General features: G+C 63.7%; 15 protein-coding genes. 9 read left to right on the top strand and 6 right to left on the bottom strand.

Annotation, left to right across the window (positions count from 1 at the left end; translation table 11 throughout):
* The first annotated feature begins 4 nt into the window (after positions 1 to 4).
* The 4 genes from BVH06_RS03360 (at position 5) to BVH06_RS03345 (ending at position 4,163) form a co-directional block, all read left to right on the top strand.
* Positions 5 to 787, top strand: a complete 783-nt coding sequence (locus BVH06_RS03360; RefSeq protein WP_075930442.1) for an ABC transporter ATP-binding protein — start codon at positions 5 to 7, stop codon at positions 785 to 787.
* Positions 788 to 808: 21 nt separating this feature from the next.
* Complete coding sequence (locus BVH06_RS03355) at positions 809 to 1,690, top strand: branched-chain amino acid ABC transporter permease (RefSeq protein WP_075930441.1); 882 nt, start codon at positions 809 to 811, stop codon at positions 1,688 to 1,690.
* Between the two features lie 12 nt (positions 1,691 to 1,702).
* Entirely contained in the window at positions 1,703 to 2,770 is a 1,068-nt protein-coding gene (locus tag BVH06_RS03350; RefSeq protein ID WP_075933184.1) for a branched-chain amino acid ABC transporter permease, read from the top strand.
* Positions 2,771 to 2,837: 67 nt separating this feature from the next.
* Entirely contained in the window at positions 2,838 to 4,163 is a 1,326-nt protein-coding gene (locus BVH06_RS03345) for an ABC transporter substrate-binding protein (protein ID WP_075930439.1), read from the top strand.
* 67 nt (positions 4,164 to 4,230) lie between these two features.
* Here BVH06_RS03345 and BVH06_RS03340 read toward each other — a convergent pair whose 3' ends face one another.
* From BVH06_RS03340 to BVH06_RS03315, 6 genes are all read right to left on the bottom strand, one after another.
* Entirely contained in the window at positions 4,231 to 5,079 is an 849-nt protein-coding gene (locus tag BVH06_RS03340; RefSeq protein WP_075933183.1) for an amidohydrolase family protein, read from the bottom strand.
* Positions 5,076 to 6,206: an FMNH2-dependent alkanesulfonate monooxygenase gene (ssuD, locus tag BVH06_RS03335; RefSeq protein ID WP_075933255.1), complete on the bottom strand. Its 1,131-nt coding sequence runs from the start codon at positions 6,204 to 6,206 to the stop codon at positions 5,076 to 5,078. The genes BVH06_RS03340 and ssuD overlap by 4 nt, the downstream gene beginning before the upstream one ends.
* A 94-nt stretch (positions 6,207 to 6,300) precedes the next feature.
* A complete protein-coding gene (locus BVH06_RS03330; RefSeq protein ID WP_075930437.1) occupies positions 6,301 to 7,404 on the bottom strand; it encodes a sigma-54-dependent Fis family transcriptional regulator in 1,104 nt (367 codons plus the stop codon).
* 8 nt (positions 7,405 to 7,412) lie between these two features.
* Positions 7,413 to 8,600, bottom strand: a complete 1,188-nt coding sequence (locus BVH06_RS03325; protein WP_075933182.1) for an acyl-CoA dehydrogenase family protein — start codon at positions 8,598 to 8,600, stop codon at positions 7,413 to 7,415.
* Positions 8,601 to 8,659: 59 nt separating this feature from the next.
* Positions 8,660 to 9,223: an FMN reductase gene (gene msuE, locus BVH06_RS03320; RefSeq protein ID WP_075933180.1), complete on the bottom strand. Its 564-nt coding sequence runs from the start codon at positions 9,221 to 9,223 to the stop codon at positions 8,660 to 8,662.
* Between the two features lie 449 nt (positions 9,224 to 9,672).
* Positions 9,673 to 10,578, bottom strand: a complete 906-nt coding sequence (locus BVH06_RS03315) for an AraC family transcriptional regulator (protein ID WP_075933179.1) — start codon at positions 10,576 to 10,578, stop codon at positions 9,673 to 9,675.
* 103 nt (positions 10,579 to 10,681) lie between these two features.
* Between BVH06_RS03315 and BVH06_RS03310 the strand changes: the two genes are divergently transcribed.
* Genes BVH06_RS03310 through BVH06_RS03290 form a run of 5 tightly spaced genes read left to right on the top strand, consistent with a single transcriptional unit; the run spans position 10,682 to position 15,075 of the window.
* Positions 10,682 to 11,242 (top strand): carboxymuconolactone decarboxylase family protein, encoded by a 561-nt coding sequence (locus BVH06_RS03310; protein WP_075933178.1) that lies wholly within the window; start codon positions 10,682 to 10,684, stop codon positions 11,240 to 11,242.
* A 27-nt stretch (positions 11,243 to 11,269) separates the two neighbouring features.
* Entirely contained in the window at positions 11,270 to 12,334 is a 1,065-nt protein-coding gene (locus BVH06_RS03305; protein WP_075933177.1) for an acyl-CoA dehydrogenase family protein, read from the top strand.
* Positions 12,331 to 13,149, top strand: coding sequence for an ABC transporter ATP-binding protein (locus BVH06_RS03300; protein WP_075933176.1), 819 nt, complete (start codon positions 12,331 to 12,333; stop codon positions 13,147 to 13,149). Before BVH06_RS03305 ends, BVH06_RS03300 begins: the two co-directional genes overlap by 4 nt.
* Positions 13,115 to 14,314, top strand: a complete 1,200-nt coding sequence (locus BVH06_RS03295) for an ABC transporter substrate-binding protein (RefSeq protein WP_075933175.1) — start codon at positions 13,115 to 13,117, stop codon at positions 14,312 to 14,314. Before BVH06_RS03300 ends, BVH06_RS03295 begins: the two co-directional genes overlap by 35 nt.
* Positions 14,311 to 15,075: an ABC transporter permease gene (locus BVH06_RS03290; protein WP_075933174.1), complete on the top strand. Its 765-nt coding sequence runs from the start codon at positions 14,311 to 14,313 to the stop codon at positions 15,073 to 15,075. The genes BVH06_RS03295 and BVH06_RS03290 overlap by 4 nt, the downstream gene beginning before the upstream one ends.
* Positions 15,076 to 15,704: the final 629 nt, after the last annotated feature.

Genomic DNA, 15,704 nt, shown 5'->3' with positions numbered 1-15,704 from the left:
CGTCATGTCGAATTCTCCCTTGTTGGAACTGGAAGGCATCAGCCTGTCTTTCAAGGGCGTCAAGGCCATCAGTGACATCGGTTTTCGCGTTGCCGAAGGCGAGATCTGTGCGCTGATCGGCCCCAATGGGGCGGGCAAGAGCTCGCTGTTGAACATCATCAACGGCGTCTACCGGGCGCAGCAGGGGCGCATTCGCTTTGCCGGCAAGGAGCGCCGCGTGATGCGCCCGCATGCGGCGGCGCTAGGTGGCATCGCGCGCACCTTTCAGAACATCGCGCTGTTCAAGGGCATGAGCGTGCTCGACAACGTGCTCACCGGGCGCAACCTCAAACGCCGCAGCTCCTGGCTGGAGCAGGCGCTGCGCATCGGCCGCGCGCCAGGTGAGGACGACCGTCAGCGCGCGGCGGCGGAGCGGGTGATCGAGTTCCTGCGCATCCAGCCCTGGCGTGATGAAGTCGTCGGCACCTTGCCCTATGGCCTGCAAAAGCGTGTTGAGTTGGCCCGCGCGTTGGCTGCCGAGCCCCGTCTGCTGCTGCTCGACGAGCCGATGGCCGGGATGAATGCCGAGGAGAAGCGCGAGATGAGCCGCTTCATCGTCGAGATCAACCGTGAGTTCGGCACCACGGTGGTGTTGATCGAGCACGACATCGGCGTGGTCATGGGTATTTCCCATCATGTGGTAGTGCTCGATTACGGCCGCAAGATCGGCGATGGCACGCCCGATCAGGTTCGCCATGACCCCGATGTTATCGCTGCCTATTTAGGTGTCCGCCCGGCGGCAGCCTAGCGCCGCGCCCAGGAGTGCTGCATGGAATTCTTTCTTGAGGTATTGATCGGCGGCCTGCTGGCGGGGGTGATGTATTCCCTGGTGGCCATCGGCTTCGTGCTGATCTACAAGGCCAGCGGCGTATTCAACTTCGCCCAGGGGGCGATGGTGCTGTTCGCCGCCCTGACCTTCGTCAGTTTGCTGGAACGCGGCGTACCGTTCTGGTTGGCGTTCATCGTCACCTTGGCGGTGATGGTGGCCTTGGCATTGGCCATCGAACGGGCGGTGCTGCGACCGCTGGTAGGGCGTTCGCCGATTACCCTATTCATGGCCACTCTGGGCCTGGCCTACATCATCGAAGGCGCCGCGCAGGCGCTGTGGGGCGCCCAGGTGCATGGCCTGGAACTGGGCATCAGCGACGAGCCACTGGAGTTGGGCGGTCTGTTGCTGTCGCAGTTCGACCTGTTCGCCGCCGGTACTGCCGCGGCGCTGGTGCTGTTGCTGTCGCTGCTTTTCAACCGCACGCGCATCGGCCTGTCATTGCGGGCGGTAGCCGACGATCCGCGCGCGGCGCTGGCTATCGGTATCCGCCTGCCGAGGGTATGGGCGGTGGTCTGGGCCGTCGCCGGTTTCGTCGGGCTGGTCGCCGGGTTGCTCTGGGGCGCACGCCTGGGGGTGCAGTTTTCGCTTTCGCTGGTGGTGCTCAAGGCTCTGCCGGTGCTGATCATCGGCGGCTTCACCTCGATCAGCGGGGCGATCGTCGGCGGGCTGATCATCGGCGCCTCGGAAAAAGTCGCCGAGGTTTACCTCGGGCCGATCATCGGCGGCGGCATCGAAAACTGGTTCCCCTATGTGCTGGCCCTGCTGTTTCTGCTGGTGCGTCCGGCGGGGCTGTTCGGCGAACGCGCCATCGAGCGGGTCTGAGGAGAGTCGATCATGCTGTACCAAGAAGCTGGCCAGTTCAGCGTGCGCTACGCCAACGACCGCCGATTCTTCCGTCTGCGCCAGGATCGCCTGGGCCTGGCCGCGTTGCTGTCATTCGTCTTCATCGGTGTGCCGCTGCTGGGCAATGACTACTGGTTCAGCGCCATCCTGATTCCATTCCTGGTGCTGTCGCTGGCCGGTCTCGGGCTCAATCTGCTGACCGGTTACGCCGGGCAATTGTCGCTGGGTTCGGCGGCGTTCATGGCAGTTGGCGCCTTCGCTGCCTACAACGTCGAGCTGCGTATTGCCGGGCTGCCGCTGATCGTCAGTCTATTGCTGGGTGGCCTGGTGGCGGCGCTGGTGGCCATCGTCTTCGGCCTGCCGAGCCTGCGTATCAAGGGTTTCTATCTGCTGGTATCGACTCTGGCAGCGCAATTTTTCGTGCAATGGGCGTTAACCCGCTTCAGTTGGTTCAGCAATGACAGTGCTTCTGGCGTGATCAGCACACCGCCGTTGGTGGTGGCCGGGCATGACTTTTCTTCACCGGCGGGGCGCTACCTGCTGACCCTGGCGGTGGTCAGTGCGCTGTTCTGGCTGGGAACCAATTTGGTACGCAGCGAACTTGGACGCAACTGGATGGCGGTGCGCGACATGGATACCGCCGCCGCGGTCATCGGCATTCCCTTGCTCAAGACCAAACTGCTGGCCTTCGCCATCAGCGGCTTCTTCCTCGGCGTTGCCGGCTCGCTTTGGGCCTTCACCTATCTGGGTACCGTGGAGCCCCACGGCTTCGACCTGAACCGCTCGTTCCAGATCCTGTTCATCATCATTATCGGCGGCCTGGGCAGCATCCTCGGCAACTTCCTGGGCGCTGCCTTCATCGTGCTGTTCCCGGTGCTGCTGTCGAACCTGGCCTCCCAACTGCCGGCCGGGCTGATCGATGCCGGGCAGGTGGAGAACCTGCAGAAGATCGTCTTCGGCACGCTGATCATCGTCTTCCTGATCAAAGAGCCGGAGGGCCTGGCGCGCCTCTGGCACCGTTTTCGCGAGCGCGCGCGGCGGTGGCCGTTGCGCTACTGAGCGAACCCTCGAAGCGGACGCCCGTCCGCGAAAAATACTGCCCTCTGATTTGCAAAGGATAACCACGATGTCGACCCGATCCGTCCTCGGCCGCCTTGCGTTGGCCGTAACCCTCGCCGCTGGCGCACTCCACGTGCAGGCGGCCAACGAACAGTACTTCCCGCTGCAAAGCTACCGCGTCGGGCCTTATGCCGCTGGCGGCACCGGATTCTTCGGCGGTTTCATCGACTATCTCAAGTACGTTAATGCCAACGGCGGTGTGAATGGGGTCAAGCTGACCTGGAGCGAGTGCGAAACCGAATACGTGGTGGAGAAGGGTGTGGAGTGCTACGAGCGCCTCAAGGGTGGGCTCAACGGTGCGCCGGCTGCGGCCACCAATCCGCTGTCGGTGGGCATCGCCTACGCCACGCTGGATCGCTCCACGGCCGACAAGCTGCCGCTGATCACCATCAACCACGGGCGTACCGACTCCACCGACGGCAGCGTGTTTCCCTATGCCTTCCCGCTGCAGCTCAATCCGTATTCCGAGGTCTCGGCCATCGTCAACTGGATCGGCCAGCAGGCCGGCGGCGAGCAGGGCCTCAAGGGCAAGAAGATCGTCACGCTTTACCACGGCTCGCCCTACGGCAAGGAAACCAACGAGGTGCTGCAAACCCTGGCCGACAAATACGGCTTCGAGCTGACCCTGCTGGAAGTACCACACCCAGGCAACGAACAGCAGTCGCAGTGGTTGAACATTCGCCGGCTGAAACCGGACTGGGTGATCCTGCGTGGCTGGGGGGTAATGAATCCGGTGGCCCTGAAAACCGCGCAGAAGGTTGGCTTCCCGACTGACCACATCATCGGCAACATCTGGAGCAACTCCGAAGAAGACGCCGCACCTGCCGGCGCCGCCGCCAAGGGTTTCATCTCCATCACCACGCACCCGTCCGGCACCGACTTCCCGGTGCTGCAAGGCATCAAGCAGGACGTGGTGGACAAGGGGCAGGGTGACCTGGCCGATCCGAAGCGCTTCGGCACCGTTTACTACAACCTGGGGGTGGTCAATGGCATCCTCAACGTCGAGGCGCTACGCCTGGCCCAGGAGAAGTTTGGCAAACAGCCGCTTAGCGGTGAGCAGGTGCGCTGGGGCTTCGAGAATCTGAACCTGGACGACGTACGCCTGCAGGCACTCGGTGCCAAGGGCTTGGTGCAGCCGCTGAAACTGTCCTGCTCTGATCACGAAGGTGGTGGCGCGGTACGCTTCCAGCAGTGGGACGGGCAGAAATGGAACCTGATCAGTGACTGGGTGCAGGCGGATCGCGCGCTGTTGCGGCCGATCATCGAGGCCTCGTCGCAGAAGTATGCCAAGGAGAAAGGCATCACCCCTCGTGATTGCAGCAAGGAAAGCTGATGGGGCAGGGCTGGTCGAGGCGGATGCCTCGGCCAGTTCATTTCATCAAGAGCTTGTCGTAAAACGCCTAGCCAAGCTTGAACAGGCGCTCGGCATTACCGCTGAAGAACTTCTCCAGCACCTCGTCCCTCAATCCCAGGCGCTGGGCATCCTCGATGCTCTGGCGGATCGGGCGGAAGGTGTAGGAGGAGCCGAACAGCAACTGATCGGCGAGATAACCGTTGGCCGCCTGCACATAGCCTTCGCTACCGGGCAGGAACAGGTACATGTCTGGCACCAGGTGGATGTTCCCGTAGCGGAAGGCCACGCCGATGGCCTGCTGCACGTTGGGCCAGTAGCCGTGGTAGGCGACGATCTGCAGGTCCGGGAAGGCGCGCGCCACGGCCGCCAGGCGGCCTGGGTCGTTGTAGGCCGGATCGGGGGTGGTCGGGCCGCTCATCAGAAACAGCGGGATTCCACGCTTCTGCAGGTGCTCGTAGATCGGCCAGTACAGCGCATCGTCCGGGTGCCGCGCCGGGTCGCCGAAGCCGGGTTCCAGGTCGATGCCGGCCAGGCCTAGCTGGTCTATGGCGCGGTCGATTTCCTTCAGTGTGCCTTCGATGCCCTGCAATGCCGCCTCCACCGCGCCGATACCGAGCAGTTCGTCGTGACCATGGACGATGCCGTGGATCGTATCGTTGGGCAGGTGCTGGCTCGGCGTATGCCGGCCAACCACCACGGCCTTGTGCAGGCCGGCCTCGCGTACTTCGGTGAGAAATCCTTCGGGTGTCAGCGAGCGCTCGAAGTGATCGTCCGCGCCACGGGTACCGACGCGGCGGTTGAGCCACCGGGCGACGTCATGTTCGGGCGAACCCGGTACGCCACCGAAGAAGGGGTGCAGGTAGGCTGGGCGACAGCGTAGGTCGATGACCTTCATGCGACTTTCTCCTTGCCGGCACGCACGTCGAAGGCACCGCCGGTGAAGGCACCCTCGACGGTGACCTTGCCCTTGCCGGGCAGCAGCGGGAATACCAGTTCGGCGAAGCGGTAGGCTTCCTCCAGGTGCGGGTAGCCGGACAGCACGAAGCTGTCGACGCCCAGGCCCGCATATTCCAGCAGGCGTGCAGCGACCGTTTCCGGATCGCCCACCAGGGCAGTACCGGCGCCGCCGCGCACCAGGCCGACGCCGGCCCAGAGGTTGGGTGCGACCTCCAGCTTGTTGCGGTCGCCGCCGTGCAGCGCGGCCATGCGCCGCTGGCCTTCGGAGTCCATCTTGGCGTAGTTGGCCTGGGCTGCGGCGATGGTGGCTTCGTCCAGATGGCTGATCAGCTCGTCGGCGGCGGCCCAGGCCGCATCAACGGTTTCGCGCACGATCACGTGCAGGCGCACGCCGAAGCGCACGGTACGGTTCTGTTTGGCGGCGCGGGCGCGAACGTCGGTAATCTTCTCGGCCACGGCGGCCGGTGGTTCGCCCCAGGTCAGGTAGGCGTCGACGTGCTTGGCCGCCAGTTCATGGGCGGCAGGTGAAGAGCCGCCGAAGTACAGCGGCGGGTAGGGTTTCTGTACCGGCTCGAAGAAGTTCTGTGCGCCGCGTACCTTGAGGTGCTTGCCGTCGAAGTCGACTTTCTCGCCCTGCAGCAGGCGACGCCAGATGCTCAGGAACTCATCGGAGGCTTCATAGCGCTCGTCGTGGGCGAGAAACACGCCGTCGGCTTCCAGTTCGGTGGCATCGCCGCCGGGCACCACGTTGAGCAGCAGACGACCGCCGCTGGCCTGATCCAGGCTGGCGGCCTGGCGGGCTGAAGCAGTGGGGTTGCCCAGCGACGTGCGCAGCGCCACCAGCAGTTTGATGCGCTGGGTGACCGGTACCAGGCTGGCAGCGGTGACCCAGGGATCGAGGCAACTGGCGCCGGTGGGAATCAGCAAGCCGTCGTAGCCGAGCTGGTCGGCAGCTACCGCGATCTGCCGCATGTAGGCGTTGGTGGCCGGACGGCCGCTGCCGGAGTGACCCAGGTAGCGGGTGTCGCCAGAGGTGGGCAGGAACCAGAATATGTCGAGACTCATCATGTTTTCCTCGTTGCTGTGGTTGAGGCAACGCAAGGTGGGTATGGAGCCGGTGACGTGTGCCGCATGTGCAGGCGGCTTGCGTGCCGGCTTCTTATATCGATAGTTGTACCGTCCTATCAGGACGTGCCTGGCTCTGCGGCCGACGTCGATTGACCACCAGTTCGCCAATGGCGATCAGCCGGGCGCGGGTGATGTTGCGGCTCAGCCCGAGCAGGCTGGCGGTGTGTACCTGATTGCAATGGCAGAAGCGGTAGGCAGTGCGTAGCAGACTGTCCTCGACCTTCTCGTGCAGGCCACCCGCCTGTTCCTCGAACAGCCGGTGGAAGGCGCGCAACAATTGTTCGTCGGCACTTTCGAGGGCGGCTGCCTGCGGCTGATCCTGGCGTTCTATGCGCAGGTGCGACAGGCGCAGATCGTCGTCCTGCACCAGGCCGTTACGGCACACCAGCAAGGTATGGTGGATGACGTTCTCCAGCTCGCGGATGTTGCCCGGCCAGTCGTAGCTCACCAGTTTGCGTTCGGCCTCGGCGGACAGGCGCACTTCGCCGTAGCCCAGGCGGCTGCAGTAGGTTTTGATGAAGTGCCGGGTCAGCGGCAGGATGTCGCCCGGGCGCTCACGCAGCGGGTAGAGCTGCAGGCTGACGACGTTGAGGCGGTAGTACAGATCCTCGCGGAAGTTGCCGGCGCCGATGGCCTTGTCCAGCTGCACGTTGGTGGCGGCGACCACGCGCACGTTGATCGGGATGCTCTTGCGCGAGCCCAGGCGCACCACCTCGCGCTCCTGTAATACGCGCAGCAGCTTGACCTGGATGGCCATGGGCAGATCGCCGATCTCGTCGAGGAACAGCGTGCCGCCGTTGGCTTCCTCGAACCAGCCAGCCTTGGCCGCCAGGGCGCCGGTGAAGGCGCCTTTCTCATGGCCGAACAGTTCCGCCTCCACCAGCGACTCGGAGAAGGCGCCGCAGTTGACCGCCATGAAGGGGCCGTCGCGACGGCCGCTTAGGTTATGGATGTGGCGCGCGACCAGCTCCTTGCCCGTGCCGGTTTCGCCGATGATCAGGACGCTGGCCTCGCTGGGTGCGACCTGTTGCAAGTGGGCGAGAAGCGCCTGCGATCTAGGGTCTTCGAAGACCTGTGCGGTCGCCCGGATCGAGGTAGCCAGTGTCGGCGAGGGGGGGAGGGTCAGCAGTTGCATGGGGATCCCTACGAATAGAAAGACGGGGTGGGACGCGTCTGGTTCAGTGCCCACTCACCCAGTTCGTGGAGCTTGTAGTCCACCGGGTCGTGCAGGCTCTGGGTACGCAGGTTGCGCCAATAGCGGTCGAGGCGTAGCGAGGCGTGGGTGGCGCGGGCGCCGGTCACCTCGAACAGACGGTTGCAGATATCCAGCCCGGTGCGGGCAGCCGCCACCTTGGCCGTGGCAATGGACAGCGCCAGTTGCGCGCGCTCCTCGGCACCGAGGGCGTGTTCCTTGTGCCACGCTTCGTCGAGTTGCGCGGCGGCGCGTTCCACCAGCAGTCGCACGCCTTCCAGGCCCACCCAGAACTCGCCGTAGTGGCGCAGTACGTAAGGGTCTTCGCTGACGTGCTGGGCCTTGGAGCGAAACCAGGGCCGACCTTCCTTGAGGGTGTACTGACGGGCTTCCTCCAAGGCGCCTTCGGCGATGCCGAGGAAGATATGGGCGAAGTGCAACTGAGCGATCAGCGGGCGCAGGCAGGCAAAGGGCGTGCTCAGCGGGCCGGGGTCGAGCAGCAGTTCGTTCTCTTCCACGCGCACGCGCTCGAAAGTGGCGCTGCCACTATCGGTCTGGCGCTGGCCCATGTTGTTCCAGTCACCATGTAGCGTGATGCCGGTGCGGCCACTGGGAATGGCGGCGATCAGCAGTTTGCCGCCGGCGCTTTCGTCGACCGCAGAGGCAATCAGCATTTCCGAGTCGCTGGCGCCGGAACAGAAGCTCTTTTTGCCGGAAAACTCACGCCAGCCATCGAAGGTCTTGACCACGGTGCGGGTATCCAGCGGATTGAGCGCATTGCCCCAGAACCAGTTCTTGCGCGCGGTCTGCTCGAACCAGGGCTGCCACTGATCGGGGCGAGAGAACAGGCGCACGGTAGCCAGCATCAGGTGCTGAAAGCCAAAAACATGGGCGATGGAACTGTCGACCTTGGCGAATTCGCGCACGACTCCCAGGGTTTCGCTCCAGCTGGCGCCAAGGCCGCCGAACTGGGTCGCAATGCTCATCGACAACAGGCCGCTCTGACGGATCGCATCGCGCTGTAGCTTGGGTGTGCCGCCGGCCTCGTCGCGCTCGACGGCTGTCTCGGCGAAATTCGCAGCCAGTCGGCGAGCGGCCTGCAAGGGACTGAGCACGGTGGGTTGTTGATTGGTTCTCACGCGATATCCCTCGCTGTTTGGTCTTCCAGGCAAATGGGGTGCTGGCTCATGGAAGCTCCTCAGGCGATCTTGCTCAGGGCGGGTGTCTGGCCACGCACTAGAGCGGCAGTTCGCTCGGCAGCCAGTTCTATGCGCGCCTGAAGGGCATCGCTAGCGACGCGGTAATCGGCGAAGTCGGCCTCACTGGCGTACACGCCGATGGGCAGGGTCAGCGACTGGAAGAAGCTGAAGAGCGGACGCAACTGGTGATCGAGCACCAAGGCATGCCGTTCACTACCACCAGTGGCGGCGAGCAGTACCGGGGTGTCGATCAGCGCACCCTGATCGATGAGGTCGAACAGGTGCTTGAACAGCCCTGGGTAGGTGCCGCGATAGACCGGTGCGGCGACCACCAGTAAATCGGCTGACTCGATCTGGCGCAGCTCATGTTCGACGGTTTCCGGCAATTCCTTGCGCCACAGCGCACCACCGAGCGGGCGGGCGATGTTGCCCAGTTCGATCAGGTGGGTGTCGATAGCCAGATGCTTGCCGATTTCGCAGACGATGGCTTCGGTCAGTGCCAATGTGCGTGAGGGACGGGAGGTGCCGCCGGAAACGGCGACTATTTTAAAGGGAGTGCTCATCCGAGATATTCCTGTAGGGCTGTTGCTCGAGGCGAGGCACTTGGAGCAATCGCCATACCAGCAGCGGTTCCCCCGGAAAAACTGGCTTGGCCGGCACCAGGTAGCTTGGCGTCTGTTGATCTGGCACGCGGATTGTTGAATCGCTGTTGTTGTGGCAGCAGTTGGTCTGCTGTTGCTATGGCAGCAGCTTGTAGGGCGTGATCGGATGCAGGTAATGGTTCGAGCCTGAGCTTTTTCGGGTGTTCGAGCATTGGCGGTAGAGCCTTTTCGCAGCCGTAATACCTTGTCTTATAAAGGCTGGAGGGTTATCTCTAAAAATAATATAAATAAATATTTATATTATTTTTAGAGATAACAGGCGGTGCCTCACCAAGCACAGTCTGGAAGCTAACTACAGCCCCTTGTTTCTGCGCCGACAGCTGCGACGGTGAATTACGATTAGCTGTCGCTCATCCAAACTGCTTTCGATACGCCCCAGGCAACGCCCCAGTCACCTTGCTGAATGCCCGTGTAAAAGCGGCTACCGACTGGTAGCCGCAGGCATCGGCTGTTTCGGCGACCGGTTGTCCTTGTTGCAGCAGGCGACACGCCTGGCGCATGCGCAGGGTCAGCAGCACGTGGCCTGGCGAGGTGCCGGCCAGTTCCTGAAAGCGTTTGCAGAAGGCCGAGCGCGACAGGCCGGTCAGCTCGGCCATCTGCTCCAGTGGCCAGGCTTGCTGGGGCTCTGCGATCAGGCGTTCGAGCAGGGCAGCGAACTGTGGGTGGCGGGCCAGGCCCAGCAGGCCGCCGAGGTCTGCCACGGCCTGGCCCTGCTCGCGCAGCACGTAGAGAAACAGCAAGTGGCTAAGGCGCTCGAGCAGGGCGACGGCCGGGCCATCGCTACGTGAGCACTCCTCCATGATCAATTCGAACAGCCGCCGTGCGGCGCTGGAGCCTGGATCACCGGCGCGCAGGACCAAGTGATCCGGCAAGGCATCGATGATCAGGCTGCTCAGCCCCGGACGGAAATGAAAGAAGCCACAGACCAGGCTCACGCCATCCTGCGTGCTGGCGTCCAATGGCAGCATGGCGATGCGCGGGTTGCACTGCGCCTGTCCAGGCGAGGCCGCGTCGGATAGCCGATAGGGCAGGTCGCGCAGCAGGAACACGGCGTCGCCGCTGTACAGGGCGATGCTTTGTTCGCGTTCGGCCAGGTGCAGCCAGCACTTGCCCTGTACCAGGAGGTGGAAACTGGCCCGTGCCAGGCCGTGGGTACTGGCCTGCCAACTGCCACAGTAACGGCCGACATGGAACAGGCTGGCATCCAGTTCCAGGCTGTCTAATAACCATACAAAAGGGGCAGTGGAAGAATTCATCTAATGGAAAGACTCAAGAGCAAGTGAATGCGACTTTAGAATATGGCTCATGATTTTTATAACCAAGACAATAGTGTCACACCTCTTGGTTAGGAGATGAACCATGTCTCGCGTCACCCTACAGACACTCGAATCAGCCCCGCAAGAAGCCCGTACTTTCCTGCAGAACGCCCTTAGCAACTCGGGTTTCATCCCCAATCTGCTGGCTGTTTTGGCCAATGCACCGGCCGCCCTGGAAACCTATATCACCGTCTCAGCGCTCAACGGCAAGACCAGCCTCGGCCTGGCCGAGCGCGAGGTGATCCAGTTGATCGCCGCCACCACTCATGGCTGCAGCTTCTGTGTAGCTGGCCATACGGCGGTCGCCCAGAACAAGGCCAAGTTGCCGGCCGAGGTGATCGAGGCATTGCGTGCCCGTGGCGAGTTACCCAATGCCCGTTACGAGGCCCTGGCCGCCTTCACCCGAGCGGTGATCGCCGCCCGTGGCAACGTCAGTGATGCCGAGTACCAGGCTTTCAAAGATGCCGGTTTCGAAGAGGGCCAGGCGCTGGAGGTGATCCTCGGCGTGAGCCTGGCGACCTTGTGCAATTTCGCCAACAGCTTTGCCCATACGCCGCTCAACCCTGAGCTTGCGCGCTACCGCTGGGAACAGGCCGAGGCCTGAGTACCTGCCCTGAAGGAGACCGACCGCATGCTCGATCACTCGTTGCGCCAATGGCTGGACGCTCAGGCCGATGCACTCGACCGTGGCCTGCTAGACGGTGAAGGCCTGCTTGGCCAACTGGCCGCCGCCGATGTGTTGCGCCACGGCGTTGCGCCCGAGCTGGGCGGCGTGGGTGGGGACGTGACCGATGCTGTCGAAGCCATCGCCCAGGTCGCCAGCCATTCACTCACCGCCGCGTTCGTCTTATGGGGCCAGCGCGCCTTTATCGAGTACCTGCTGCAGAGCGACAACGCGGGGCTGCGCGAACGCCTGCTGGGAGACCTGCTCCGCGGGAGCAAGGCGGGTGCCACCGGCCTGTCCAACGCCATGAAGTTTCTTTCCGGTATCGAAAAGCTGGGCGTGGCGGCCCAGGCGCAGGGCGATGGCTGGCGACTGGACGGCCAACTGCCGTGGGTCACCAACCTGCGCAAGAGCGGCTTCACCGTGGCCGCCGCCATCGACCTGCCGGGCGCGCAGCCCTTCGTGGCGGCGCTGCCGGATGACTTGCCGGGGCTGGTGCGCAGCGAAGACCTGCAGCTGCTGGGCCTGCAGTCGAGCAATACCGCGGCGATCCGTATCGAAGGCGCAGCACTCAGCCGAGATTGGTTGATCGCCGCCGATGCGCGCAGTTACCTGCCGCGCGTGCGCCCAGCCTTCCTTGGCTTGCAGTGTGGCCTGGCGATTGGCCTGGCGCGGCGCGCCCTGGTGGAAGCCAAGGCGCGGATGGGCGATGGTCGCTCGGTGCTGGAAGGCGAATGGCAGGTGCTCGAAGCTGAGCTAAAGGGGCTCGAGCGCGCGCTGCACGATGGTTTGCAGCACGGCCATTTCGCCGCCGGCCCGGTGCCGCTGTTCAAGATTCGTATCGGCCTGGCCCAGATGGCGGCCGAGGCGGTACAGCTGGAGTTGCAGGCCAGCGGCGGCAAGGCCTACCTGCAAGCTTACGGCAGCGGTTTTGCCCGGCGCCTGCGCGAGTCGGCCTTCGTGCCCGTAGTTACGCCGAGCCTGGTGCAACTGCGTAGCGAGCTGCGCAAGCACGGTGAGTTGGCCGCATGACCGTCCTGCATGCGCGTGACATCAGTTTGGGCTACGCCCAACGCAGCGTGCTGGAAGGCTTCCAGCTGGAGCTGCGTGCCGGCGAGCTGGTCAGCATTCTCGGCCCCAGCGGGGTGGGTAAGTCCAGCCTGCTGCGCGTCCTGGCCGGCTTGCAGGCGGCGCAGCAGGGCAGGGTGGAGCTATTTGGCGAGCAACTGAACGGGCCGCACCCACGGGTGGCGGTGGCTTTTCAGGATCCGTCGCTGCTGCCCTGGCTGAGCCTGGAGCAGAACGTCGGCTTCGGCCTGGGCTTCGCCCGTCAGCCGAGTCGCACAGGGGCGCAGCGTCAGGCGCTGATCGACCAGGCGATTACCGCCGTGGATCTTGCCCACGCCCGCGAGCGCTACCCCAGTGAACTCTCCGGTGGCATGGCCCAGCGCACCGCGCTAGCCCGCTGTCTGGCCCGCGAGCCGCACGTACTGCTGCTCGACGAGCCCTTCGGCGCACTGGACGAAGTGACCCGCGCCGACATGCAACAGCTGCTGCTGAACCTGATCCGCGAGCGGCATACCGCCGCCGTGCTGATCACCCATGACATCGATGAAGCGCTGCTGCTGTCCGACCGTATCCTGCTACTGGGTGGCACCCCGGCGCACACGCTCGATCAGTGGCGCATCGACCTGCCGCAGCCTCGCGCTGACCTGGTCGATGAGCTGGGCGCCTTGCGCGTCGACATCCTCAAAACCCTACGGCGGGCGAGCCGCAACAACGGACCTTCACTCGAACCGCTGGAGCCCTGCCATGTGCCTGGACGATCCCACCCATACGCGTCGTGATTTCATCAAACTGACTGGCCTGCTCACCGCAGCCGGTGCCTTCCCGCTGCTGACCAGCCTGCAGGCGCGTGCCGCCGGCGAGCCCGACGCGCCGGTCCGCATCGGCTATCTGCCGATCACCGACGCCACTCCCTTGCTGGTGGCGCACAACAACGGCCTGTTCGAGGCCGAGGGCATCCAGTCCGAGCGCCCGGTGTTGCTGCGCAGCTGGGCACAGGTGATCGAGGCGTTCATCTCCGGCCAGGTCAACGTCATCCACCTGCTGTCGCCGATGACCGTGTGGGCACGCTACGGCAGCCAGGTGCCGGCCAAGGTGGTGGCGTGGAACCACGTCGGCGGTTCGGGGTTGACCGTGGCCCCTGGCATCGAGGATGTGAAGCAGCTCGGCGGGCAGTCCATCGCCATTCCGTTCTGGTACTCGATCCACAACGTGGTGGTGCAGCAGTTGCTGCGTGACAGTGGCCTGACCCCGGTGAGCAAGGCGGCCAACGCCAGCGTCGCCGCCAACGAGGTCAATCTGGTGGTGCTGCCGCCCTCGGACATGCCGCCGGCCCTGGCCAGCAAACGCATTGCCGGCTACATCGTGGCCGAACCGTTCAATGCCCTGGCCGAGAACCTCAAGGTCGGGCGCATCCAGCGCTTCACCGGCGATGTGTGGCGCAACCATGCCTGCTGCGTGGTGTTCATGCACGAGCATGACCTGAACAACCGCCCCGAGTGGTCGCAGAAGGTGGTCAACGCCATCGTCAAGGCGCAACTGTGGACGCGCGACAACCGCGCGGAGGCGGCACAGTTGCTGTCCAAGGACGGTGCCAATCGCTACACACCCCATGCGCCGGACGTGCTCAGCCGCGTGTTGGCACCGGTGGCCAGCGAACGCGACGCTTATCTGGCCAGCGGCGCGATCCAGCACGGCGACTGGGCCGACAAGCGTATCGACTTCCAGCCGTATCCCTTCCCCAGCTACACCGAGGAACTGGTCAAGCGCCTGAAGAGCACCTTGATCGAAGGCAACAGCAGTTTCCTTGCCGATCTCGACCCGGCTGCCACGGCGCGCGATCTGGTGGATGATCGCTTCGTGCGCACGGCCATCGAAGCGGTCGGTGGGCTCAAGGCCTTCGGTGCGCCGGAAAGCTTCGAGCGCGTCGAGGAGATCGCGGTGTGAGCACTTCGCTGAAGAGCTGGGGGCTCGGTCTGGCCGGTCTGTTCGGTCTGTTCGTTCTCTGGTGGTTGCTGCTGGCGCTGTTCAGCAGCGGCGAAGGCCTGGTGGCGCTATTCACGCCCCAGGCCACACTGGCCAGCCTAGTCGAGCTGCTGCAACGGCCGGAGCTGTTCGAGCATGTGCTGGTGAGCCTCAAGCGCATCTTCATAGGCCTTGGTCTGGCGTTGCTGATTGGTGTGCCGCTGGGCCTGCTGGTGGGCAGCTGGCGTAACCTGGAGTGGGCGACTACTCCGGCATTCCAATTCCTGCGGATGATCTCGCCGCTGTCGTGGATGCCGATTGCTGTAATGGTGATGGGCGTTGGCGACCAGCCGATCTACTTCCTGCTGGCCTTCGCTGCGGTGTGGCCAATCCTGCTCAACACTGCCGCTGGCGTGAAGCAACTCGACGGCCGATGGCTGCAGCTAGCGCGTAGCCTCAGTGCGACACGCTGGGAAACCCTGCGTCGGGTAATCGTGCCCGGCGTGCTTGGTCACGTACTGACTGGAGTGCGCCTGGCAATCGGTATTCTGTGGATCGTGCTGGTGCCCTGCGAGATGCTCGGGGTAAGCGCCGGCCTTGGTTACTACATTCTCGATACGCGCGACCGCCTGGCCTATTCCGAGCTGATGGCAATGGTTTTACTGATTGGAGTATTGGGTTTTTGCCTCGATGCTGCGGCGCGCTCGCTGTATGCGCGGTGGAGCCACGTGGCGAGTGGCTGAATCAGTGTGTGAGGCTAACGTCGGCCGGGCCTTAACACCAGGGGCCCCGCCGGTGGTTCGCGAGCACAGATCAGGCGGGCCAATTAGCGACGATCCGCAGTTGGTGCGTATCTTTCGTTAGTTCCGTAGGCGGCACCTTTGGTCCCCATGGATGCTTGACCAGCCAAGCCTAGTGACCACAGGTATCCTTCAACTTGATTCGAGGGTCTTCGGCGGTACAAAAGTGGTACAGGTGTTTTGGCTTTGTCTCTAGCCTTATTCTTGCGGGCCTTCTAATAAAAAGCGGTCTAATCCATCATCGGCGTTACGGAGAAGCGGCGGGATAGGGCAAAAGGCGTGATGCTAGGGGCACGGCAGTTTTCAGGGGCATTTCGGGCTTTCTGATTGCGCTCGTCATAGCGGCTCCAGTCGGCTCATGGTATCTGTGATGCCGGGCTCAGGGCAGAGGTGTCGGAGCGTGGCCGCCAGGTGTGGCAGTACGGGTTGGAGTACGCAGTTGGAGTCCTGCGTGTAGGCCTCGCAGTTTATCAGCAAGCCAGCCTGGCGAGCGGCGTGGAACGACCGCCGTGACGCCGGGTCGTAGCTAGCGACGTTACCGTTGCGCGTGGGAGCGGGACATGGCGTAGGAT

Source organism: Pseudomonas sp. PA27(2017), assembly GCF_001945445.1.
Taxonomy (GTDB): Bacteria; Pseudomonadota; Gammaproteobacteria; order Pseudomonadales; family Pseudomonadaceae; genus Aquipseudomonas.
The sequence above is the reverse complement of the archived record's forward strand: the minus strand, read 5'-3'. Positions and strand labels throughout refer to the sequence as shown.

Bases quoted from the DNA above. Each gene is read 5' to 3' on its own strand.
- BVH06_RS03340 (WP_075933183.1), bottom strand. From the start codon at position 5,079: ATGAAGGTCATCGACCTACGCTGTCGCCCAGCCTACCTGCACCCCTTC.
- ssuD (WP_075933255.1), bottom strand. From the start codon at position 6,206: ATGAGTCTCGACATATTCTGGTTCCTGCCCACCTCTGGCGACACCCGC.
- BVH06_RS03305 (WP_075933177.1), top strand. From the start codon at position 11,270: ATGCTCGATCACTCGTTGCGCCAATGGCTGGACGCTCAGGCCGATGCA.
- BVH06_RS03295 (WP_075933175.1), top strand. From the start codon at position 13,115: ATGTGCCTGGACGATCCCACCCATACGCGTCGTGATTTCATCAAACTG.
- BVH06_RS03360 (WP_075930442.1), top strand. From the start codon at position 5: ATGTCGAATTCTCCCTTGTTGGAACTGGAAGGCATCAGCCTGTCTTTC.
- BVH06_RS03315 (WP_075933179.1), bottom strand. From the start codon at position 10,578: ATGAATTCTTCCACTGCCCCTTTTGTATGGTTATTAGACAGCCTGGAA.
- BVH06_RS03330 (WP_075930437.1), bottom strand. From the start codon at position 7,404: ATGCAACTGCTGACCCTCCCCCCCTCGCCGACACTGGCTACCTCGATC.
- BVH06_RS03345 (WP_075930439.1), top strand. From the start codon at position 2,838: ATGTCGACCCGATCCGTCCTCGGCCGCCTTGCGTTGGCCGTAACCCTC.
- BVH06_RS03310 (WP_075933178.1), top strand. From the start codon at position 10,682: ATGTCTCGCGTCACCCTACAGACACTCGAATCAGCCCCGCAAGAAGCC.
- BVH06_RS03350 (WP_075933184.1), top strand. From the start codon at position 1,703: ATGCTGTACCAAGAAGCTGGCCAGTTCAGCGTGCGCTACGCCAACGAC.
- BVH06_RS03355 (WP_075930441.1), top strand. From the start codon at position 809: ATGGAATTCTTTCTTGAGGTATTGATCGGCGGCCTGCTGGCGGGGGTG.
- BVH06_RS03300 (WP_075933176.1), top strand. From the start codon at position 12,331: ATGACCGTCCTGCATGCGCGTGACATCAGTTTGGGCTACGCCCAACGC.
- msuE (WP_075933180.1), bottom strand. From the start codon at position 9,223: ATGAGCACTCCCTTTAAAATAGTCGCCGTTTCCGGCGGCACCTCCCGT.